21 protein-coding genes are annotated in these 19,096 nt (G+C 70.7%); 9 read left to right on the top strand and 12 right to left on the bottom strand.

What is annotated here, in order from left to right; translation table 11 throughout:
• The first annotated feature begins 53 nt into the window (after nucleotides 1–53).
• Together ACZ7L7_RS27335 and ACZ7L7_RS27340 are read left to right on the top strand one after the other, a co-directional pair.
• Entirely contained in the window at nucleotides 54–506 is a 453-nt protein-coding gene (locus ACZ7L7_RS27335; protein ID WP_285514850.1) for a hypothetical protein, read from the top strand.
• Between the two features lie 445 nt (nucleotides 507–951).
• Nucleotides 952–1,680, top strand: coding sequence for a nucleotidyltransferase family protein (locus ACZ7L7_RS27340; RefSeq protein WP_285514851.1), 729 nt, complete (start codon nucleotides 952–954; stop codon nucleotides 1,678–1,680).
• 116 nt (nucleotides 1,681–1,796) lie between these two features.
• Here the strand turns inward: ACZ7L7_RS27340 and ACZ7L7_RS27345 are convergent, their stop codons facing one another.
• The 6 genes from ACZ7L7_RS27345 to ACZ7L7_RS27370 all read right to left on the bottom strand — a co-directional run bounded on the left by ACZ7L7_RS27345 (nucleotide 1,797) and on the right by ACZ7L7_RS27370 (nucleotide 8,131).
• On the bottom strand, nucleotides 1,797–3,452 hold the full coding sequence (locus ACZ7L7_RS27345; RefSeq protein ID WP_285514852.1) for a DoxX family protein: 1,656 nt from the start codon (nucleotides 3,450–3,452) through the stop codon (nucleotides 1,797–1,799).
• Nucleotides 3,453–3,570: 118 nt separating this feature from the next.
• Nucleotides 3,571–4,512, bottom strand: a complete 942-nt coding sequence (gene rlmB / locus ACZ7L7_RS27350; RefSeq protein ID WP_093723854.1) for a 23S rRNA (guanosine(2251)-2'-O)-methyltransferase RlmB — start codon at nucleotides 4,510–4,512, stop codon at nucleotides 3,571–3,573.
• An 88-nt stretch (nucleotides 4,513–4,600) separates the two neighbouring features.
• Nucleotides 4,601–6,001: a cysteine--tRNA ligase gene (cysS, locus tag ACZ7L7_RS27355; RefSeq protein WP_093723853.1), complete on the bottom strand. Its 1,401-nt coding sequence runs from the start codon at nucleotides 5,999–6,001 to the stop codon at nucleotides 4,601–4,603.
• Nucleotides 6,002–6,066: 65 nt separating this feature from the next.
• Entirely contained in the window at nucleotides 6,067–6,591 is a 525-nt protein-coding gene (gene ispF, locus ACZ7L7_RS27360; protein WP_093723852.1) for a 2-C-methyl-D-erythritol 2,4-cyclodiphosphate synthase, read from the bottom strand.
• On the bottom strand, nucleotides 6,581–7,345 hold the full coding sequence (ispD, locus tag ACZ7L7_RS27365; RefSeq protein ID WP_093723851.1) for a 2-C-methyl-D-erythritol 4-phosphate cytidylyltransferase: 765 nt from the start codon (nucleotides 7,343–7,345) through the stop codon (nucleotides 6,581–6,583). Before ispD ends, ispF begins: the two co-directional genes overlap by 11 nt.
• Before the next feature lie 303 nt (nucleotides 7,346–7,648).
• The gene (locus ACZ7L7_RS27370) at nucleotides 7,649–8,131 is read right to left on the bottom strand and encodes a CarD family transcriptional regulator (RefSeq protein WP_003953493.1); all 483 of its coding nucleotides are present in this window, start codon (nucleotides 8,129–8,131) and stop codon (nucleotides 7,649–7,651) included.
• Nucleotides 8,132–8,747: 616 nt separating this feature from the next.
• On the opposite strand from ACZ7L7_RS27370, the gene ACZ7L7_RS27375 reads away from it, so the two are divergent.
• Complete coding sequence (locus tag ACZ7L7_RS27375; RefSeq protein ID WP_285514857.1) at nucleotides 8,748–9,428, top strand: copper chaperone PCu(A)C domain-containing protein; 681 nt, start codon at nucleotides 8,748–8,750, stop codon at nucleotides 9,426–9,428.
• Nucleotides 9,429–9,505: 77 nt separating this feature from the next.
• Here ACZ7L7_RS27375 and phoP read toward each other — a convergent pair whose 3' ends face one another.
• Both phoP and phoR read right to left on the bottom strand, forming a co-directional pair.
• Entirely contained in the window at nucleotides 9,506–10,177 is a 672-nt protein-coding gene (gene phoP / locus ACZ7L7_RS27380; RefSeq protein ID WP_471431569.1) for a two-component system response regulator PhoP, read from the bottom strand.
• A 5-nt stretch (nucleotides 10,178–10,182) separates the two neighbouring features.
• Nucleotides 10,183–11,460, bottom strand: a complete 1,278-nt coding sequence (gene phoR / locus ACZ7L7_RS27385) for a two-component system sensor histidine kinase PhoR (protein WP_285514858.1) — start codon at nucleotides 11,458–11,460, stop codon at nucleotides 10,183–10,185.
• A gap of 231 nt (nucleotides 11,461–11,691) precedes the next feature.
• Here phoR and phoU point away from each other — a divergent pair, with 231 nt between their 5' ends.
• From phoU to ACZ7L7_RS27400, 3 genes are all read left to right on the top strand, one after another.
• The gene (gene phoU, locus ACZ7L7_RS27390; protein ID WP_093723847.1) at nucleotides 11,692–12,381 is read left to right on the top strand and encodes a phosphate signaling complex protein PhoU; all 690 of its coding nucleotides are present in this window, start codon (nucleotides 11,692–11,694) and stop codon (nucleotides 12,379–12,381) included.
• A gap of 171 nt (nucleotides 12,382–12,552) precedes the next feature.
• Nucleotides 12,553–12,708, top strand: a complete 156-nt coding sequence (locus ACZ7L7_RS27395; protein WP_176712018.1) for a hypothetical protein — start codon at nucleotides 12,553–12,555, stop codon at nucleotides 12,706–12,708.
• Between the two features lie 144 nt (nucleotides 12,709–12,852).
• Nucleotides 12,853–13,101 (top strand): SCO4226 family nickel-binding protein, encoded by a 249-nt coding sequence (locus tag ACZ7L7_RS27400; RefSeq protein WP_093723846.1) that lies wholly within the window; start codon nucleotides 12,853–12,855, stop codon nucleotides 13,099–13,101.
• A 9-nt stretch (nucleotides 13,102–13,110) separates the two neighbouring features.
• Here the strand turns inward: ACZ7L7_RS27400 and ACZ7L7_RS27405 are convergent, their stop codons facing one another.
• Both ACZ7L7_RS27405 and ACZ7L7_RS27410 read right to left on the bottom strand, forming a co-directional pair.
• Nucleotides 13,111–13,542 carry a hypothetical protein gene (locus ACZ7L7_RS27405; protein ID WP_093723845.1) on the bottom strand — a complete coding sequence of 144 codons (432 nt, stop codon included), beginning with the start codon at nucleotides 13,540–13,542 and terminating at the stop codon, nucleotides 13,111–13,113.
• A gap of 107 nt (nucleotides 13,543–13,649) precedes the next feature.
• The gene (locus ACZ7L7_RS27410; RefSeq protein ID WP_141689595.1) at nucleotides 13,650–14,336 is read right to left on the bottom strand and encodes a peptidase inhibitor family I36 protein; all 687 of its coding nucleotides are present in this window, start codon (nucleotides 14,334–14,336) and stop codon (nucleotides 13,650–13,652) included.
• A gap of 903 nt (nucleotides 14,337–15,239) precedes the next feature.
• Here ACZ7L7_RS27410 and ACZ7L7_RS27415 point away from each other — a divergent pair.
• On the top strand, nucleotides 15,240–15,458 hold the full coding sequence (locus ACZ7L7_RS27415) for a hypothetical protein (protein ID WP_285514859.1): 219 nt from the start codon (nucleotides 15,240–15,242) through the stop codon (nucleotides 15,456–15,458).
• A gap of 115 nt (nucleotides 15,459–15,573) precedes the next feature.
• On the opposite strand, the gene ACZ7L7_RS27420 is transcribed toward ACZ7L7_RS27415, so the two are convergent.
• The gene (locus ACZ7L7_RS27420) at nucleotides 15,574–16,335 is read right to left on the bottom strand and encodes a phosphoglyceromutase (protein ID WP_250742406.1); all 762 of its coding nucleotides are present in this window, start codon (nucleotides 16,333–16,335) and stop codon (nucleotides 15,574–15,576) included.
• A 182-nt stretch (nucleotides 16,336–16,517) separates the two neighbouring features.
• Here ACZ7L7_RS27420 and ACZ7L7_RS27425 point away from each other — a divergent pair, with 182 nt between their 5' ends.
• Nucleotides 16,518–17,780 carry an MDR family MFS transporter gene (locus ACZ7L7_RS27425; RefSeq protein ID WP_472077557.1) on the top strand — a complete coding sequence of 421 codons (1,263 nt, stop codon included), beginning with the start codon at nucleotides 16,518–16,520 and terminating at the stop codon, nucleotides 17,778–17,780.
• Between the two features lie 24 nt (nucleotides 17,781–17,804).
• Here the strand turns inward: ACZ7L7_RS27425 and ACZ7L7_RS27430 are convergent, their stop codons facing one another.
• A complete protein-coding gene (locus tag ACZ7L7_RS27430) occupies nucleotides 17,805–18,230 on the bottom strand; it encodes a DUF2000 domain-containing protein (RefSeq protein ID WP_093723840.1) in 426 nt (141 codons plus the stop codon).
• Between the two features lie 49 nt (nucleotides 18,231–18,279).
• Here ACZ7L7_RS27430 and ACZ7L7_RS27435 point away from each other — a divergent pair, with 49 nt between their 5' ends.
• Nucleotides 18,280–19,077 carry a helix-turn-helix domain-containing protein gene (locus ACZ7L7_RS27435; protein ID WP_471431522.1) on the top strand — a complete coding sequence of 266 codons (798 nt, stop codon included), beginning with the start codon at nucleotides 18,280–18,282 and terminating at the stop codon, nucleotides 19,075–19,077.
• Nucleotides 19,078–19,096 lie beyond the last annotated feature (19 nt).

Raw genomic sequence — 19,096 nt, forward strand, 5'->3', positions numbered from 1 at the left:
CGAACCGGTGACTAAATGTCGCCAAATCATTACCGGGCGCTACCCTCACTCGCGTGAAGCACTCCACTAACCAACAGACGCGACGCGGCCGGGGCCCCGCCCGCCGGATCGGCCGCTCACTCGCCCTCGTCCTGCCCGTCGTCCTGGTGCTCTCCGGGACCCTCGCGGTCACCCGGGTCGACTGGTCGGGGACCTCCGACTCGGTGCTCACGGCATCGGACGCGTCGGTCTCGGACGCCAAGCCCGGCTCCGTCTCCCGCGCCCCGCAGCACGTGCTGCGCGATCAGCTCATCGCCGAGCTGACCCGGAAGAACCCGGGCGTCGCGCTCACCCACCTCCAGCAGGCCGTCAACGAGCGCCCGTCGCTCGCCCGCCACTGCGCCTCCATCGCCCGCGCCCTGGGCCGTGCGGCGGTCCGCGTCTACGGCCCGACCCGCGCCCAGTCCTACGCCCGCCCGGTCTGCGACACGGCCTTCGCCACGGGAGTCGCCAACGCCGCCCACTGACCCTGATCCGGCGCCCCCGACCCCGGCCCCTGCCCAGCCCGGCAGGACCGGGGCGCCGGGGTGCAACGCCGCAACAGGGGCCGGCCACAGCATGCCCCCAGGGGCGCGGGGCTGTGCCCGATATGCGGCTCCCCCGCGCGGGCGCGACCAGCCCGCCGCGCGGTCCGGCTTGCCCGGTTGCCACTCGGCTCCCCCGCGCGGGCGCGACCAGCCCCCACCGGCCCGCATCCGGCGTAGCTGCGGGCAGCCGTGCCGCTGGGGCGGCACCGGTGGGCTGGGGGTCCCCCCTCTGGGGGAGGCACCCCGCAAGCGCGGGCGCGAGGCCGTGCCCGACATGCGGCTCCCACACGCGGGCGCAACCAGCCCCCACCGGTCCCGCAGCCCGCGACGCACCCCGGACACCCCCTGACACCCCCTGCAACCCGCGGCGCATAGGGTTCCGCACATGACCGATCCCCGTGCCGCCACCCGCCCCACCCAAGCCGTCATCCTGGCCGGCGGCCAAGGCTCACGACTGCGCCCCTACACCGACGACCGTCCCAAGCCGATGGTCGAGATCCCCGGCACAGGCACGCCGATCATCGGCCACCAGCTCGCCTGGCTCGCGGAAGAGGGCGTCACCGATGTCGTCGTCAGCTGCGGCCACCTCGCCGACGTACTGAAGGACTGGCTGGACCGGGCGGACCTCCCCCTGCGGGTCACCACCGTCGTGGAGACCGAGCCCCTCGGCCGCGGCGGAGGCCTCAAGTACGCCGCCGCGCACCTGCCGCACCCCGACCGCCCCTGGTACGCCACCAACGGCGACATCTGGACCCGCTTCTCGCTGCGCGACATGGCCGACTTCCACACCGAGCGGGACGCCGTGGCGACCCTCGCGCTGGCCCGGCCCCGCATCCCCTGGGGCGCCGTGCAGACGGACGGCTTCGGACACGTCACCGACTTCATCGAGGCCCCGCCCACGACGTACGAGATCAACGCGGGCGTCTACGTCTTCTCCGCCGAGTTCGCCGCCATGCTCCCGGAGCGCGGGGACCACGAGCGGACCACGTTCCCGAGGCTCGCCCGTGAGCTCAAGCTCGCCGGGTTCCCGATCCCCCAGGGCGCCTACTGGCGTGCCATCGACACCGCCAAGGACCTGACCGAGGCGGCCAAGGAGCTGTCCGCCCTGCGATAGGGCGACAAGAACCGATGGGGCAAGAAGAACCCCGCGCCCCTGAGAGGGGTGCGGGGTTCCATGGGTTCGAGAACTTCCGCCGGTGGGCTAACCCAGGATCCCGCCCACCGGCCCGTCTACCCCAACAGGCCACCCACGAGGCCCGGCTCACCGGAGGTGGATCCTCCGCCGCCTCCCGTGCCGCCCGGCGTGCTGTCGCCGCCGGTGGTGCCGCCCGAGGTCGGGCCCGCGCTGGTGGCGGGCGCCTGCTGTGCCGGGGCCGTCTGCTGCGGCGGGGCCTGGCCGCCGCCCGTGGCGCCCTGGGTCTGGCTGGGCGTGCCCGCCGTGGTCGTGCCCTGGGTGGCGCCCGGCGTCGCCGCCGCGCCGGGCGTCGGGGATGCCGAGGTGGCGCCCTGCGTCGGCGAACCGGAGGCCGACGGGGTGCGCTTCTCGCGCTTGCCGGGCTCCGAGGGAAGCGGGGAGCCGGGGAGCTGGTTGCGCGGGGCCTCGCCGGGGCCGGGGACGACCACCCGGTCGGCGTCGCGGACGGCGCCGCCGAGGAGCGAGCCGATCAGCAGGGTCAGGCCGGTGACGATCACGGTGATCAGCGCGCCGCGGCGCAGCACGTAGCGGCGCAGGTCCCAGATGTCGGCGCGCGGTCCCAGGCGCCGCCAGGCGCTGCCCGCGAGCCGCCCGTCGACGGAGTAGACGGGGGCGCCCGCGATGATCAGCGGGGACCAGGCGGCGAGGTAGATGATGTCGGGCGCGTCGTAGACGGGGACGCTCTTCCAGCTGACGGTGACCAGCAGCGCCGCCGAGAGCAGCGCGCCGAACACGGCGGCGACCCGCTGCCAGCAGCCCAGCACCGTCAGAACGCCCACCAGCACCTGGAGGAAGGCGATCACCAGGCCGGAGCCGACCGGGTGCGCCAGGGCGAACTGGCGCAACGGCTCGGCGACTTCCCACGGATGCAGGGTGTTGAGCCACTTGACCATCGAGCCGCGCTTGCCGCCGTCGAAGTAGACGGGGTCGCACAGCTTGCCCATGCCGGCGTAGATGGAGATGAAGCCGAGGAAGATGCGCAGCGGCAGCAGGACGACGCCGAGGTTCATCCGGCGGCCGGGGTAGTAGGCGTGCCGCGCCGGGTCGTCGGAGTGCCGCCTGCTCCGCGGCTCCTCCTCCGGCTCTGCGTACCGGTCCTCGCCGTAGCGGTCCGCGTACCGGTCCTCGCCGTACTGCTCGTAGCCGAGGTCCTCGTCGTAGGCGCTGCCGACCTGGCGCATGTCGGGCAGCAGCCGGGTGCCGGTGTCGTCCGGCGCGGTGCGCTGGGCGCCGACGACGGGCGTCTCGACGGTCTGGGCGAGGTCGTCGTAGCCGTCCCCGCCGAAGCCGCCGCCCACGTCGACGCGCGGGATGACCTGGGTGGCGCCCGCGTCGGCCGCCGGTTCCTCCGGATGGCCGACCCCGGCGCCCCGCACGGCCTGGAGCAGCCGGTGCGCGCCGGTGTCGTCCGGCGCGGACCGGCCGCTCCAGACGACGGGCCTGCGGCGGCCGGCCGACGCGCCGGCCACGGGGACGCGGCCGGTGTCCTGGGCGGCGCTCAAGTGCCGTGCGATCCGCGGCGATTGGCTGCGCCTCGTCGACGCGCCCAACTGCACGCGGAAGCTGGCGTGATTGACGATGATCTGCGCCGGATCGCTCGGCACCTTCACCATGCTCAGCGCGGGAGCGTCGTCGAATCCCGACGAGCGGTCCCCCGTGGGTGTGCGGGGTGTTCTGGTGTCCACACTCATCTAACCGAGTGACGTGACGTTAGGACACTGGCTCTGACGTGCCGGAACTGTCCGGACCGCGTCAAGCTCGGCCTCGACGACCGGATTACCCCGTACAGGTGACGGTGCGCACGCGCGTTCAGGCGCGCCGGCGGGCCGCCTCGTACAGCACGATGCCCGCCGCCACACCGGCGTTGAGCGACTCGGCGCCGCCCGGCATCGGGATCCGCACCCGGAAGTCACAGGTCTCGCCGACCAGCCGGGACAGGCCCTTGCCCTCGCTGCCGACCACCACGACGACCGGACCGTCCAGGGCCTCCAGCTCGCCCAGTTCGACCTCGCCGTCGGCGGCCAGACCCACGACCACGATCCCGGCCTTCTGGTACTGCTCCAGCGCCCGGGTGAGATTGGTGGCCCGGGCCACCGGCGTACGGGCGGCCGTACCGGCGGAGGTCTTCCAGGCGCCCGCGGTCATGCCCGCCGCGCGCCGCTCGGGAACGACCACGCCGTGCCCGCCGAAGGCGGAGACGGAGCGGACGACCGCGCCGAGGTTGCGCGGGTCGGTGACCCCGTCGAGCGCCACGATCAGCGGGTCCTCGCCCGCGTCGGCGGCGGCGTCGGCCAGGTCCTCGGGGTGGGCGTACTCGTACGGCGGGACCTGGAGCACCAGGCCCTGGTGGTTCAGGCCGTTGGTCATCCGGTCCAGCTCGGGGCGGGGCGCCTCCATGAGGTTGATGCCACCGCGGTCCGCGGCGAGCTGGAGCGCCTCGCGGACCCGCTCGTCGTTGTCGATGAACTGCTGGACGTAGAGCGTGGACGCGGGCACGCCCTCGCGCAGCGCCTCCACCACCGGGTTGCGGCCGACGACCAGCTCGGACGTCGAACGCCCGCCGCCGCGCCGCTGCGGTGTACGGCCCTGGGCGCGGCGCGCCTTGGCCTGCGCGGCGCGCTGCTTGGCGTGTCCCTTGCGCATCTCGGCGGGCGGGGTCGGGCCCTTGCCCTCCAGGCCCCGGCGCCGCTGGCCGCCACTGCCGACCTGCGCGCCCTTCTTGCCGGACATGCGGCGGTTGTTCGCGGCCATGACCTACCTGTCTGTGTGTAGCGGTGGAATACGTACGTCTATGCAGTGTGCCGCCCGGACGGCCGGGCGGCACAATCGATCACTGCGCTCAGCGCGCGCCGAGGCTCCAGCGCGGCCCGTGCGGGCTGTCCTCGATGACCAGTCCGGACTGCTTGAGCTGGTCCCGGATGGCGTCCGCGGTGGCCCAGTCCTTGCGCGCCCGCGCCGCCTCGCGCTGGTCCAGGACCAGGCGTACGAGGCTGTCGACCACGCCGTTCAGGTCCTCGCCGCGGTCGCTCTCGCCCGCCCACTGCGGGGCCAGCGGGTCCAGGCCGAGGACGCCGAGCATGGCGCGCACCTCGGCGAGGCGGGCCACGGCCGCTTCCTTGTCGTCGGCGGCGAGGGCGGAGTTGCCCTGCCGGACGGTGGTGTGCACGACGGCGAGCGCCTGCGGGACGCCCAGGTCGTCGTCCATCGCCTCGGCGAACGCGGCCGGTACCTCGGCGGCCGGCTCCACGGCGTGCCCGGCGAGTTCCACCACGCGCTGCACGAAGCCCTCGATCCGCGCGAACGCCGACTCGGCCTCGCGCAGGGCCTCCTCGCTGTACTCGATCATCGAGCGGTAGTGCGGGGTGCCGAGGTAGTAGCGCAGCACGATCGGGCGCCAGGTCTTGACCATCTCGCTGACCAGCACCGAGTTGCCGAGCGACTTGGACATCTTCTCGCCGCTCATGGTGACCCAGGCGTTGTGCACCCAGTACCGGGCGAACTCGTCGCCGAAGGCCTTGGCCTGGGCGATCTCGTTCTCGTGGTGCGGGAAGATCAGGTCCAGGCCGCCGCCGTGGATGTCGAAGGCGGAGCCCAGGTATTTGTGGGCCATCGCCGAGCACTCCAGGTGCCAGCCGGGCCGGCCCCGGCCCCACGGCGTCTCCCAGCTCGGCTCGCCCGGCTTGGCCGCCTTCCACATCGCGAAGTCCCGCGAGTCCCGCTTGCCGGTCTCGCCCTCGCCGGAGGGCTGGAGCAGGTTGTCCAGCTCCTGGTTGGACAGGCGCAGGTACTCGGGGAAGGACTTGACGTCGAAGTAGACGTTGCCGTCGGCCTCGTAGGCGTGGCCGCGCTCGATCAGGCCGCGCATCATCTCGACCATCTCGGTGACATGGCCGGTGGCCCGCGGCTCGTACGAGGGCGGCAGGCAGCCGAGGACGGTGTAGCCGTCGTTGAACGCGCGCTCGTTCTCGTAGCCGATGGACCACCACGGGCGGCCCTGGTCCGCGGACTTGGCGATGATCTTGTCGTCGATGTCCGTGACGTTGCGGATGAACGTGACCTCGTAGCCGCGGTACTCGAACCAGCGGCGCATGATGTCGAAGTTCAGCCCGGACCGGATGTGGCCGATGTGCGGTGCCGCCTGCACGGTGGCACCACACAGGTAGATCGAGACACAACCCGGCTTGAGCGGGGTGAAGTCACGGATCTGCCGGGCGCTGGTGTCGTACAGGCGAATAGTCACGAGTCCAAGGGTAGTGGGCGCGGGCCAGTGCCCGAGACGCTTGTGGACAACCTTGTGGACAGCGGTCAGCCCGCGCTGCGGGCAACCAGGGCGGTGGCGACGGCCATCAGGCCTTCACCCCTTCCGGGGAAGCCGAGTCCGTCGGTCGTCGCCCCGGAGACCGACACCGGTGCCCCGGCCGCCTCCGACAGCACCTTCTGGGCCTCCTCGCGGCGCTTGCCGATCTTCGGCCGGGGGCCGACGACCTGCACCGCGATGTTGCCGATGACGAAGCCCGCCGCGCGGACGATCCGGGCCGCCTCGGTCAGCAGGACCACCCCGGAGGCGCCCGACCACTCGGGCCGTCCGGTGCCGAAGTGCTGCCCCAGGTCACCGAGGCCGGCCGCGGAGAAGAGGGCGTTGCAGGCGGCGTGCGCGACCACGTCCGCGTCGGAGTGACCGGCCAGCCCGCTGCCCTCGCCCTCCCACTTCAGGCCCGCGCACCACAGCTCGCGGCCCTCCTCGAAGGCGTGGATGTCGGTGCCGATGCCGACCTGGGGAAGGAGGGGCTGCGCGGGGGTCGCGGGGACCCGAGGCGCCTCAGAAGCCATCGTTGAGCCTCCGGCGGGCCAGGACCGCCTCGGCGAGGACCAGGTCGAGGGGGCGGGTGACCTTGAAGGCCTCCTCGTGGCCGGGCACCACCATGACGGTGAGCCCGAGCTGCTCGACCATGCTCGCGTCGTCGGTGACGTTGTCGGTGACCGTCTCGTGGGCGCGGACCAGGGTCGCCCGGTCGAAGCCCTGCGGGGTCTGCACGGCGCGCAGCCGGGCCCGCTCCGGGGTGGCCACCACCGGCTCGGGCGCGCCCTCGGCGGCGGCCGGTTCGACCTCCTTGACGGTGTCCGCGAGCGGCAGCGCGGGCACCACGGCGGGGGCGCCGTCGCGTACCGCCTCGATGACGGCGTCGACGGTGTCGACCGGGACGAGCGGGCGGGCCGCGTCGTGCACCAGGACGATGTCGTACTCGGGCGGCAGCGCCTCCAGGCCGAGCCGGACCGAGTCCTGGCGTTCGGCGCCGCCGGGCACCACCAGGAAGTCGGTGCGCTCGGGCAGGGCGTGCGCGTCGAGCAGGGACTTCACCTCGGTCGTGCCGTCGGGCGGGGCCACGACGACGACCAGGGAGACGGCGCGGGAGGCGGCCATCGCGCGCACCGCGTGGACGAGCATGGGGGTTCCGCCCAGGGCGCGCAGCGCCTTGGGGGCGCCAGGACCGAGGCGTACGCCCCGGCCGGCGGCCGGAATCACGGCAGCCGTGCGAGCGGTCGGACTGGCCTGCGCGGGCGCAGGGCGCGATTCGTCAGACATCGGTTCCTGTCAGGTTTGTGTGTCGGCCTGGCATGGGTATGGCCTGGGAAGTGCCGGGCGCGACGCCTTGACCGGACCCTTCCGTGACACTGGTCGAGCCAGCAGCCCGAGCCCGGCACCACACAAGTATCGGGGGAAGTCCCCGAGAGACGCCGACAGACGCAGGGCGTGTGACGGTGCGCACAGCGAACATGCCGCAGCGCCCGGCGACAGTGGGAATGTCATCGGGCACCGCGGCACTTCTGTGAGCTGACGCAGCGATGTGGGCTGAGCGTGAGCTGAGCCTGCGCCGGCCGACCGGCGTCAGGAGGCGAGAACCTCGTCGAGGAGAGCCTCCGCCTTGTCCTCGTTGGTGTTCTCCGCGAGGGCGAGCTCGCTCACCAGGATCTGCCGAGCCTTGGCGAGCATGCGCTTCTCACCTGCGGAGAGTCCGCGCTCGCGCTCACGACGCCACAGGTCACGGACGACTTCCGCAACCTTGATGACATCGCCGGAGGCGAGCTTCTCCAGATTTGCCTTGTAACGACGCGACCAGTTCGTGGGCTCCTCGGCGTACGGCGCGCGCAGCACCTCGAAGACCCGGTCCAGCCCGTCCTGACCGACCACATCACGCACGCCGACGAACTCCGCATTGTCCGCTGGCACACGCACCGTCAGGTCACCCTGGGCGACCTTCAGCACCAAGTAGGTCTTGTCCACGCCTTTGATCTGGCGAGTTTCGATGGCCTCGATCAGCGCGGCCCCGTGATGGGGATAGACCACGGTGTCGCCAACCTTGAACGTCATGTGACAGGTACCCCTTCCGTGGCTATCCAGGGTAACACGGATACGGCGTCTTCTGAATGGCGTTTTCGCAGGTCAGGGCATATCTCGGGGCTTGACAACAGCAACCGGAACGTGCTGCGCGGGCCGACCGGAAGAAGGTATTCGCAGGTCGGAGCGGCTCTCCGGGGGAGGTGAAACATGCACGTCACACACTCCTGAAGCCTTCAAAGGAAGGGCGAACATCCCGATATGTCCGGTTCCAAGTGTGCGACTTCCGCTACTCCGTTCGGTGTCATCAGTCGGGTACCGGACGATTCCCGAATTGATCACCAGGGGCGGTCGAGGCACAGTCGTTGATCAATTTCCCGCGGCTCGCACATTCCTTCACGGAAATTTCGCGCATCGGTGTCCTGGGTATGCCCACGGGACTTATGTGAATGCCGGAGGACGGTGGCGGCAAAGTGACCGGTGGGTCACTTGTGGGGGACGGGACGGGTGAAGCGCGGGCCTCTTACCGCGCTCTGGGGAGGGTCGGGTGCGGCGGCGCGGGAACGGCTCGGTAACCTAAGGCCGCTGACAGACACTTAGGGCGGCTTTATGGCGCCCGCCCCGTTCGAGTCAAGGAGTTGCCGCCGCCGTGAGCAGCAGCCTTCGACGCGGCGTACGCGCCGCCGCCGCCATCACGTTCTCCCTCCTCCCGCTCGCCGCGTGCGCCGCAGGCAACGACGCCCAGACCCTGCAGATCAAGCCGGACAACGCCGCGACGACCGTCGGCGACATCAAGATCCAGAACGCTCTCGTCATCACGCAGCCCGACCAGGACGCCGCCGGCCCGGCCGTCGTCTCGGCGACCCTGTTCAACAACAGCACCAAGGCCCAGAAGCTGGAGTCGGTGACCGTCGAGGGCGCCTCCGGCCCCGCCGAGCTGAAGGCCGCCAAGGGCAAGAGCCTGACCATCCCGGCGGGCGGCTCGCTGATCCTCGGCGGCGCCGACAACGCCGCCGCGGTGCTCACCACCGCCCCGCAGGAGGTGGCGGACGGCAACGCCCAGAAGGTGACCTTCACCTTCAGCGAGACCGGCGAGGTGTCCCTGCGCGCCTTCGTCGTCCCGGCCGAGGGCTACTTCACCGGCTGGGGCCCGAGCGAGGTCCCGACCGCGCCCGAGAAGACCGCCTCCCCGACGGACGAGCCCACCGGCGAGGCCTCGGGCGAGGCCACCGGCGAGCCGGGCGACGAGGAGACCACCGAGGGCGCCGAGGGCTCGACCGGCACCCCGACCGACGCCGCCTCGGCCTCGAACTCCGCGGCCGGCAACTGAGCCGACGCACACACGAAGGGCGGGTCCTCTTGATGAGGGCCCGCCCTTCGTCGTACCGCCGTCGCTCTAGGTCAGACCTAGGGCTCGAACTTGTAGCCCAGGCCGCGCACCGTCACCAGGTATCGAGGGGCGCCCGGGTCCGGCTCGATCTTGGCTCGCAGGCGCTTGACATGGACGTCCAGGGTCTTGGTGTCGCCCACGTAGTCGGCGCCCCACACCCGGTCGATGAGCTGCATACGGGTCAGGACGCGGCCCGCGTTGCGCAGCAGCATCTCCAGCAGGTCGAACTCCTTGAGCGGGAGGTCGACCTTGCTGCCGGAGACGGTGACCACATGGCGGTCGACGTCCATCCGGACCGGGCCCGCCTCCAGCGCGGCCGGGGTGGTCTCCTCGGGCTCGCCGCGGCGGCGCAGGACGGCCCGGATACGGGCGACCAGCTCGCGCGAGGAGAACGGCTTGGTGACGTAGTCATCGGCTCCTATCTCCAGTCCGACGACCTTGTCGATCTCGCTGTCCTTGGCGGTCACCATGATCACCGGCACGTTGGAGCGGCCGCGCAGCTGGCGGCAGACCTCGGTGCCGGGCAGGCCGGGCAGCATCAGGTCCAGCAGGACGAGGTCGGCGCCGTTGCGCTCGAACTCGTCCAGCCCGTCGGGCCCGGTGGCCGCGACGGCGACCTCGAAGCCCTCCTTTCGGAGCATGTACGACAACGCGTCTGAGAAGGATTCCTCGTCCTCGACGACGAGCACTCGGGTCACGGATGGGCCTCCGGGGCGGAAAGCGTTTGGTACGCGGCTGACTCGGGGGTTGTGTCGTGGGACGGATCGGCGGGGTGACCGGCCTCGTCGTCGAGGACGGAGTGCTGCTGGGCCTGGTTGCGGGACGCGCCCGCCTCCGGCAGCCGCAGGGTGAAGGTGGAGCCCTGTCCCTCGTGGCTCCAGACCGTGACCTCCCCGCCGTGCGAGGCGGCCACGTGCTTGACGATCGCCAGCCCGAGCCCCGTACCTCCCGTGGCACGGGAGCGGGCCGGGTCGACGCGGTAGAAGCGCTCGAAGATACGCTCCTTGTCCTTGTCGGAGATACCGATGCCCTGGTCGGTCACGGCTATCTCTATGAGATCCCCGCCCGGCGCGTTCACCCGGCGGGCGGAGACACCGACGCGGGTGCGGGCGGGAGAGTAGTTCACGGCGTTCTCGACGAGGTTGCCGAGCGCCGCGGCGAGCTGGCCGCGGTGGCCCCAGATCCGCAGGTCGGCGGTGCCGCCGGTGGCCATGGTGATCTGCTTGGTGCCCGCGGCGTGCCGACAGCGGTCGATGGCCTCGGCCACCAGCTCGTCCACCCGGACCGGCTCGGCGTCGTCCAGCGGGTCGTCGTTCTGCACCCGGGAGAGATCGATCAGCTCCTGGACCAGACTGGTGAGCCGGGTGGCCTCGATCTGCATGCGCCCCGCGAAGTGCTCCACGGCCTCCGGATCGTCCGAGGCGTCCATGACGGCCTCGGAGAGAAGGGAGAGGGCACCCACGGGCGTCTTCAGCTCATGGCTGACATTGGCGACGAAGTCCCGCCGCACCGCCTCGATCCGCCGGGCCTCGGTGAGGTCCTCGACCAGCAGCAGCACCAGCCGGGAGCCCAGCGGCGCCACCCGGGCGGAGACCGCGAGGGCCTCGCCGCGTCCGGTGCCGCGCCGGGGCAGGTCCAGCTCGACCTGCCGTATCTCGCCGTCACGCCGGGTGTCGCGGGCCATCTGGAGCATCGGCTCCACCGAGAGGCGGCCACCGCGCACCAGCCCGAGGGCGTACGCGGCCGAGCTGGCCTTCACCACGGCGTCGGCCTCGTCCAGTACGACCGCGGAGGACCGCAGGACGGACAGGACCGTGTCCACGCCCGGGGGCAGGACGGGGTCGGTGTGCAGGGAGGTGCGGGTGGGCCGTGCCTGGTCGCGTTCGCTCCAGCGGAACGCCAGCATCGCGATGACGCCGGTGAGCACTCCGGCGATCGCTGCCGCTGCGGCGACCGCCGCGTTCACGTCCATGCCTCCAGGTTAGGCACGCCCCCGCTCATCACCCCAGCGGCCGGGGGGCGACCTCGGACACTCGTCGCCCAGAGTTCACCCGGGGGCCGACGTCGGTTCATTTGGGATGCCGGAAACGGACGCGTGCAGGTCACAGGCTGTGGACGTGGGAGCGTTGGCGCCGGTTCGGCGCGGACGTGCACACTGGCCCCGGCCCCCGGAACCCCAACGATCACGTACGAGAGGGACCCCATGCGGGACGCGTACCACGAGGAACTTGACTCGATCGGCGACAGCCTGGTGGAGATGGCCCGCCTGGTCGGGTCGGCGATCGGACGCGCCACCACCGCCATCCTGGACTCCGACCTGAAACTGGCCGAGAGCGTGATCGAGGCGGACCAGAAGGTCGACGACATCCAGCACGACCTGGAGGCCCGTGCCATCGCGCTGCTCGCCCGGCAGCAGCCGGTCGCGACGGATCTGCGGATCGTGGTGACCTCGCTGCGGATGTCCGCGGACCTGGAGCGCTCGGGTGACCTGGCCCAGCACGTGGCCAAGCTCACCCGGCTGCGGTACCCGGAGCGGGCGGTACCGCACGACCTGCACGCCACCATCCTGGAGATGGGCCAGCTCGCCCAGCGGCTGATGGCGAAGGCGGCCGAGGTGATCGTGACCAAGGACGTCGACCTGGCGCTCCAGCTGGAGACCGACGACGACGAGATGGACCTGCTGCACCGCACGCTCTTCCAGCACCTGATGGACGAGCGCTGGAAGCACGGCATCGAGACGGCGGTGGACGTGACCCTGCTGGGCCGCTACTACGAGCGGTTCGCGGACCACGCGGTGGCGGTGGCGAAGCGGGTGGTGTTCCTGGTGACGGGGGAGCACGCGGACGAGCTCCAGCAGGACATCCAGCCGGTGGCGGGGATCGAGGGGGCCTGAGCCCAGGGCGGGCCTGATCCCTGGGCGCGCCTGCTCGGGGCGTGCGTGCCCGGAGGTGTGCGTGCTCCGCGTACTCGGGGCGTGCGGGAGCGCCTCCGTGCGCCGTTGATGCGCCCAGTGGAGCGGGCATGCAATGGGCAAGAGGCACCGGCCTCTCGACGAGGAGGGACCATGACCGACTCCCCCGGAACCACCCCCGACCCCGCGCAGGAGCGGCAGACCGAGCAGCCGGCCGAGATCAGGAACCTGACCCTGATCGCCGCGTGCGGCTGCGGCTCGGGGTGCGGCTGCGGGTGCCAGTCCGGCAACCCGTGCCAGTGCGGCTGATTCCGCAGAATCCACTGCATTTGCTGAATCCGCTGAATCCGCTACGGCGGTGAAGGGCCCCGGCGCGGCTGCCGGGGCCCTTCACCGTGCCGTGGCCGCCGACCGGGCGCAGCATGGAAGGAGAACCGTCGAGGGAGGCACGTCATGGGCAAGTACATGGACGTACACCGCGGAATGCAGGGCATCACGGCGGACCAGCTGATGGAGGCCCATCAGGCGGACCTGGCCATCGAGAAGGAAGAGAACGTCCACTTCGAACGCGCCTGGGCGGACCCGGAGTCGGGCATCGTCTACTGCCTGTCCGAGGCGCCGTCGGCGGAGGCCGTCCAGCGCATCCACGAACGGACCGGGCACAAGGCGGACGAGATCCACTCGGTGCCGCTGTCGGTCTGAAGTCCGCCGTCAGAACTTGTGGTTGGTGATCATGGCGTTGCCGAAGACGTCGTAGACCGACACATACCCCTGGTCGGAGTCCTTCCACTCGGCGAAGGCCTCGGCGATGGTATTGGCTGCGCCCTGAGGATCCTTCACCTCGCTCTTCCCGCCGTTGATGTCGGTGGAGACATAGGCGTTCCCCGTCTTGGAATCCCATTCACCGAGAATCCGCTGAACCCTCCCGACGGCGTCCTTCTCCTCCGCGTTGCCGTTCTTCTCGGCCCAGGCCCGGAATTCCGCGGCATTCTTCTCGGACTGCGCCGAGTCGGTGTCCTCGGGGAGCTTCTCCACGACACCGACCGCGTCGGCTTCCGGGGCGCTGTCGGTACAGGCGGCGGTTCCGAAGAGGAGAACGGCACCGAGGGCGAGAAAGGCGGCGGTGTGGGGGGTGCGCTTCACTGGGGTCTCCGTCGCATGCTTGGCGGTATGCGAGAGGTCAGGGTACCGACGCCCCCGAGCAGGGGGCGTCGGCACTTGTCGGTTGGGCAGTTACTTCGTTTGCGGGCTCAGAACTTGATGGCGTCGACCCGGTCGTTCCAGGAGCCGCCGTAGACGTAGTCGATGTTCTTGAAGTTCGAGTACCGGCTGTACCCGGCGCCCAGGAACATGTGCGGGTCCGGCATGCCGGTGCGGAAGTCGTACATCTCCACACCGCGCTGCGGACGGTTCACGTACGCGGAGCTGGCCTTGTCGCGGAAGGAGGGGCTGTACTGGTCCAGGTGACGCGTCTTGGCGGTGTCGTACGTGGGCCACTGCAGCCGGCGACCGGTGAAGTTCGAGTCCTGCCACAGGCAGACCCAACCGCTCGGGCAGTCCTGGTACTTACGGGAGTTCAGCGCCTTCTTGGCACCGGCGCGGGCCTCCGCGGTGGGCGCGTTGACGGCGAGGTGCTTGTTGGCGGCGGCGCTGTCGTCGAAGCACTGCATGGTGCCGTCCTCCGACACCTCGGCGCAGACCTCGGCGCCGTTCCAGTCGGAGGCGGGGTCGATCTTCTTGCCCTCGTAGTACATGTCCACCTTGACGGTGGGGTCCACCTCGGCGTGGACCTTCTCCTCTTCCTCCGGCGTGAGCACGCCCGTCACAACGCCGGTCACCTCGCCCTGCTCCTCAGCGGCGACGGACGGAGCCACGGTGATGCCGGTCAGTACCACGGAGCCGACGGCGGCAGCGGTCAGCATGGCGCGTATACGCACGAATTCCCCCTACATTCACTGAGTGCCCAAACAGGATCGGGGCGCGACGAGAAAGCCCGCGACGGCACGAATCAACGCCGACGAGCCGGAGATACGTCACGAAACGGCCCTAGCCGCGCGACGTCACATGTACCCCCACAGCGAACTCCCCCGTTCTCCCCTCCGATTCAACTCTCGGGCCCGCCTGGGTCAGGGCGAACTGTTCCCAATACCGCCCTGGTCAGGGGCCACAAGGGATGTCGAACCGGAATCGAACAAAAACCTAGCACATGCTCCGAGGACCACAAGGACTTATCGTCCCGTCAGAAACCTTGTATCTGGGGCGAGTTGGGGCAGAAGCGGATTCTCTCCGGTAAGCCGCCGGTACGCAGATGCGCTCCCTCTTACCCTGCGCATTGCCAGGGATCTGCCCGTTCGGCTGGTGGTCACAGTCGGTCACTGTCGAGCGTCCTCGGAGGGCCCGGAGACGGCTCGACCCCGCCGATTCGATGGACGGCCGACACCCCGGATACGCCTCGCCTGCACCTCAGCCGACGCCGACGCCGTCGTTGACGAGATGCGGAGGACCAGCGGCAAGCGCAATCTGAGGACATGAAGGGCGGCAATCCATCAGGGCCTCCCGAGGGTCCGCTGCAAGGGCAAGGGCGGCAAGACAGCCCCTCTCGTCCATCGTGGCGATGGAGACGGAGCAAAAGCTTCCTGACACACGCGTCGGCCGCTGTCGTGGGTTTCATCATCGGTGGCCTGGCCGGCTATGTCGGAGCGGGCGACAGCGCGAACCAGACGTCGTCACCGAGCGCCACCGTGACACTGACATCCCCCCACACGCGCAACTCCCCCGTGAGCGATCAGAGTCCAGCTCAAAGCCGGGGAACCGCCGATATCCCGGGCGACGGTACGTACGTGGTCGGCAAGGAAGTCAAGCCAGGCACATACCGCACCGAGGGACCGCAGGGCGGGCTCATCACGGACTGCTACTGGGCCAGGTTGAGTAGTACCTCCGGCGAATTCGCAGACATCATCGCCAACGAGTCCACCAAGGGCGGCACCACTGTCACCATCGCGGCCGGCGACAAGGCCTTCACGACGACCGGCTGCAAGCCCTGGGAGAAGGTCGGTTGAACGGGGGGCCGGGCAGCGGGATCTGGACGTCGCATGATCTGCCCGATGATGCCGAGGCAGCGAAAAGCCCCCTGTCGGCGGAAGAACCGCAGGCAGGGGGCTTACGCGTGGGCGGTTACTTCTTCTTGCCCTGGTTCTTCACGGCCTCGATCGCCGCTGCCGCCGCCTCGGGGTCGAGGTACGTGCCGCCGGGGTTGGTCGGCTTGAACGTGGCGTCCAGTTCGTAGGACAGGGGGATGCCCGTCGGGATGTTCAGGCCCGCGATGTCGGCGTCGGAGATGCCGTCCAGGTGCTTGACCAGGGCGCGGAGGCTGTTGCCGTGGGCGGCCACCAGGACCGTGCGGCCGGCCAGGAGGTCGGGGACGATGCCGTCGTACCAGTACGGGAGCATGCGGGCGACGACGTCCTTCAGGCACTCCGTGCGGGGGCGCAGCTCCGGGGGGATGGAGGAGTAGCGCGGGTCGTCGGACTGGGAGAACTCCGTGCCGTCCTCAAGCGGCGGCGGCGGGGTGTCGTAGGAGCGGCGCCACAGCATGAACTGCTCCTCGCCGAACTCGGCCAGGGTCTGCGCCTTGTCCTTGCCCTGCAGGGCGCCGTAGTGGCGCTCGTTCAGGCGCCAGCTGCGGTGGACCGGGATCCAGTGGCGGTCGGCGGCCTCCAGTGCGAGCTGCGCGGTGCGGATCGCGCGCTTCTGCAGGGAGGTGTGCACGACATCGGGGAGCAGGCCGGCGTCCTTGAGCAGCTCACCGCCGCGGACCGCCTCCTTCTCGCCCTTCTCGTTCAGGTTGACGTCCACCCAGCCGGTGAACAGGTTCTTCGCGTTCCACTCGCTCTCGCCGTGGCGGAGGAGGATCAGCTTGTACGGTGCGTCGGCCATGGGAAGGAGCGTAATCGAACCCTTTGATCCATCGCGCGCCCGACCAGTGGGCGGACGGTTGGTGGGCGGTTCGCGGACGGTCGGCTGACTGTTGACTGGATCTGTTAATTGGGTGGAGGTTCGGCTCCCCGGCTTCGTAAGTTGTCTTTGCCCTTCCCGCCTCTTACGTCCGGGGGTTCCCCATGTCCGTCGCCGATCTGCGGCGTGCCGCCCGTGAGTCCGTCTCCGGGCTGCCCCGTGAGTTCTGGTGGCTGTGGACCAGCACCCTCGTCAACCGGCTCGGCGGGTTCGTCGCCACCTTCATGGCGCTGTACCTGACCATGGAGCGCGGCTACTCCGCCTCCTACGCCGGTCTCGTCGCCGCCCTCCACGGGCTCGGCGGGGTCATCTCCTCCGTCGGGGGCGGGGTCATGACCGACCGGCTCGGGCGGCGGCCCACGCTGCTCATCTCGCAGAGCGCCACCGCCGCCTCCGTGGTCGGACTCGGGTTCGTGCACCACCCCGTCGCCATCGCCGCGGTCGCCTTCCTGGTCGGCATGGCCTCCAACGCCTCCCGGCCGGCCGTGCAGGCGATGATGGCCGACATCGTCCGGCCCGAGGACCGGGTCCGGGCCTTCTCCCTCAACTACTGGGCCATCAACCTCGGGTTCGCCGTCTCCTCCATGGCCGCCGGGTTCATCGCCGAGTACAGCTACCTCGCCGGCTTCCTCATCGAGGGCGCCATGACCCTCGCCTGCGCGGTCGTCGTCTTCCTCAAGGTCCCCGAGTCACGGCCCGAGCGCACCACGGCCGCGAAGGGCGAGGAGTCCGCCGTGGGGCTGGGGACCGTGCTGCGGGACGGGCGGTTCATGGGGCTCGTGGGGCTGTCGTTCCTGGTGGCCCTTGTCTTTCAGCAGGGCTATCTCGGGCTGCCCGTCGCGATGGGCGACGCCGGGTTCTCCGCCGCCGACTACGGTCTGGTCATCGCCGCCAACGGTTTCCTGATCGTCGCCCTGCAGATTCCCCTCACCCGGTTCATCGAGCACCGGGACACGCGGCGGCTGCTGGTGATCTCCTCCGTTCTCGCCGGGTACGGGTTCGGGCTCACCGCCTTCGCCGGGTCCGTCGGGGTGTTCGCGCTCACCGTCTGCGTCTGGACCCTCGGGGAGATGATCAACGCCCCGACCCAGTCCAGCCTGGTCGTCCGCCTCTCCCCCGCCCACGGCCGGGGGCGTTACCAGGGCATGTACACCATGTCCTGGGCCGTCGCCTCGCTCGTCGCCCCGCTGATGTCCGGCTATGTCATCGACCAGTACGGCGCCGACTGGCTGTGGGGGGCGTGTGCCGTGATCGGGACCGTGGCCGGGGTCGGGTACGGGCTGCTCATGCGGCGGCTGCCCGACGAGGAGGATGAGGAAACCGTGGCGGAAGCGCCGCCTGCCCGGACCGCCGCGGCATCCGCCTGACCGGCCTCGCGCCCGGCTCGCTCCTCACGGGTGCATCCTCGCCCCCTTCACCACCTTGTCCACCGCGTTCCTCGGGCCGTACACGGCCAGTCCGACCAGGTCCAGGTCAGCCGTGGACACGGCCTTCACCGCCGCCCGGTTGTCGCGGTCGTTGCCGGTGGTGAACAGGTCGGAGGTGAAGACCGCGCGGGGCAGCGCGCGGGACAGCACGCGCGCGTGGGCCTGCGTCAGGGTCTCCTTCGTCGCCTCGAAGACCAGCACCGGCTGCCGGAACATCGGCAGGTAGACCACCGCGTCGGCGTCCTCGTACGGCTCCCCGATCACCTCGGGGACCTGGGTGCCGAGGCCGCTGACCAGGAAGGCGGTGACGTTCAGGCGCTGCCAGGGCTCCAGGTCCTCGCGCAGGATCACGGCGATCTTCGTGTCGAATCGGAAGGGCTGCTCGCTCATGCTCCGAGACTGCCGGGAGGCCCGCGCCCGCGTCTTGTACGTTCTTTGCATGGCCGCGCAGCCCGAGGTGACCGCCTGGCGTCCCCGTGTCCCGGGGGTCGTCGAGGTCTTCCACGCGCACTTCACCGAGTACGCCTATCCGATGCACGTCCACGACGTGTGGACCCTGCTGATCGTCGACGACGGCGCCGTCCGCTACGACCTCGACCGGCACGAGCACGGCACCCCGCACGACACGGTGACCCTGCTGCCGCCGCACGTCCCGCACAACGGCTCCGCCGCCACCCCGCACGGCTTCCGCAAACGCGTGGTCTACCTCGACACCACCCGGCTCGACGACCGCCTCATCGGCGCCGCCGTGGACACCCCGGACCTGCGTGATCCCCTGCTCCGGCACCGGGTCGGGCAGCTGCACGCCGCGCTCGCCCGCCCGGGGGACGAACTGGAGGCCGAGAGCAGGCTCACCCTCGTCGGGGAGCGGCTGCGGGAGCATCTGCGGGCCCGGCCGGAGGACGCGCTCCGTGCCGACCCCGACCTCGCCCGTCGCCTGCGCGAACTCCTCGACTCACGGGTGGTGGAGGGCGTCTCACTGCGGGAGGCCGCGGGGCTCCTCGACGCCCATCCCACCCATCTCGTACGGGCGTTCAGCGGCGCCTACGGCATCGCCCCGCACCAGTACCTCACCTCCCGCCGCGTCGAGCGCGCCCGGCGTCTGCTGCTCACCGGTGCCCGGCCCGCCGACGTGGCGCTCGGCGCCGGTTTCTACGACCAGGCCCATCTCACCCGCCACTTCCGGAAGTTGGTCGGGGTGAGTCCGGGACGCTACCGGGACAGCGCGACGGCGTAGGCCGTTGCGGTTTCGGCGT

Source organism: Streptomyces sp. NPDC110618 (assembly GCF_055657065.1).

What these genes read in the sequence shown, in the direction of transcription:
- phoU (WP_093723847.1), top strand. Translation starts at nt 11,692, where the DNA reads ATGCGGGACGCGTACCACGAGGAACTTGACTCGATCGGCGACAGCCTG.
- rlmB (WP_093723854.1), bottom strand. Translation starts at nt 4,512, where the DNA reads ATGGCCGCGAACAACCGCCGCATGTCCGGCAAGAAGGGCGCGCAGGTC.
- ACZ7L7_RS27425 (WP_472077557.1), top strand. Translation starts at nt 16,518, where the DNA reads ATGTCCGTCGCCGATCTGCGGCGTGCCGCCCGTGAGTCCGTCTCCGGG.
- ACZ7L7_RS27430 (WP_093723840.1), bottom strand. Translation starts at nt 18,230, where the DNA reads ATGAGCGAGCAGCCCTTCCGATTCGACACGAAGATCGCCGTGATCCTG.
- ACZ7L7_RS27345 (WP_285514852.1), bottom strand. Translation starts at nt 3,452, where the DNA reads ATGAGTGTGGACACCAGAACACCCCGCACACCCACGGGGGACCGCTCG.
- ACZ7L7_RS27400 (WP_093723846.1), top strand. Translation starts at nt 12,853, where the DNA reads ATGGGCAAGTACATGGACGTACACCGCGGAATGCAGGGCATCACGGCG.
- ACZ7L7_RS27435 (WP_471431522.1), top strand. Translation starts at nt 18,280, where the DNA reads ATGGCCGCGCAGCCCGAGGTGACCGCCTGGCGTCCCCGTGTCCCGGGG.
- phoR (WP_285514858.1), bottom strand. Translation starts at nt 11,460, where the DNA reads ATGGACGTGAACGCGGCGGTCGCCGCAGCGGCAGCGATCGCCGGAGTG.
- ACZ7L7_RS27420 (WP_250742406.1), bottom strand. Translation starts at nt 16,335, where the DNA reads ATGGCCGACGCACCGTACAAGCTGATCCTCCTCCGCCACGGCGAGAGC.
- ACZ7L7_RS27395 (WP_176712018.1), top strand. Translation starts at nt 12,553, where the DNA reads ATGACCGACTCCCCCGGAACCACCCCCGACCCCGCGCAGGAGCGGCAG.
- ACZ7L7_RS27340 (WP_285514851.1), top strand. Translation starts at nt 952, where the DNA reads ATGACCGATCCCCGTGCCGCCACCCGCCCCACCCAAGCCGTCATCCTG.
- ispF (WP_093723852.1), bottom strand. Translation starts at nt 6,591, where the DNA reads ATGGCTTCTGAGGCGCCTCGGGTCCCCGCGACCCCCGCGCAGCCCCTC.
- ACZ7L7_RS27370 (WP_003953493.1), bottom strand. Translation starts at nt 8,131, where the DNA reads ATGACGTTCAAGGTTGGCGACACCGTGGTCTATCCCCATCACGGGGCC.
- ispD (WP_093723851.1), bottom strand. Translation starts at nt 7,345, where the DNA reads ATGTCTGACGAATCGCGCCCTGCGCCCGCGCAGGCCAGTCCGACCGCT.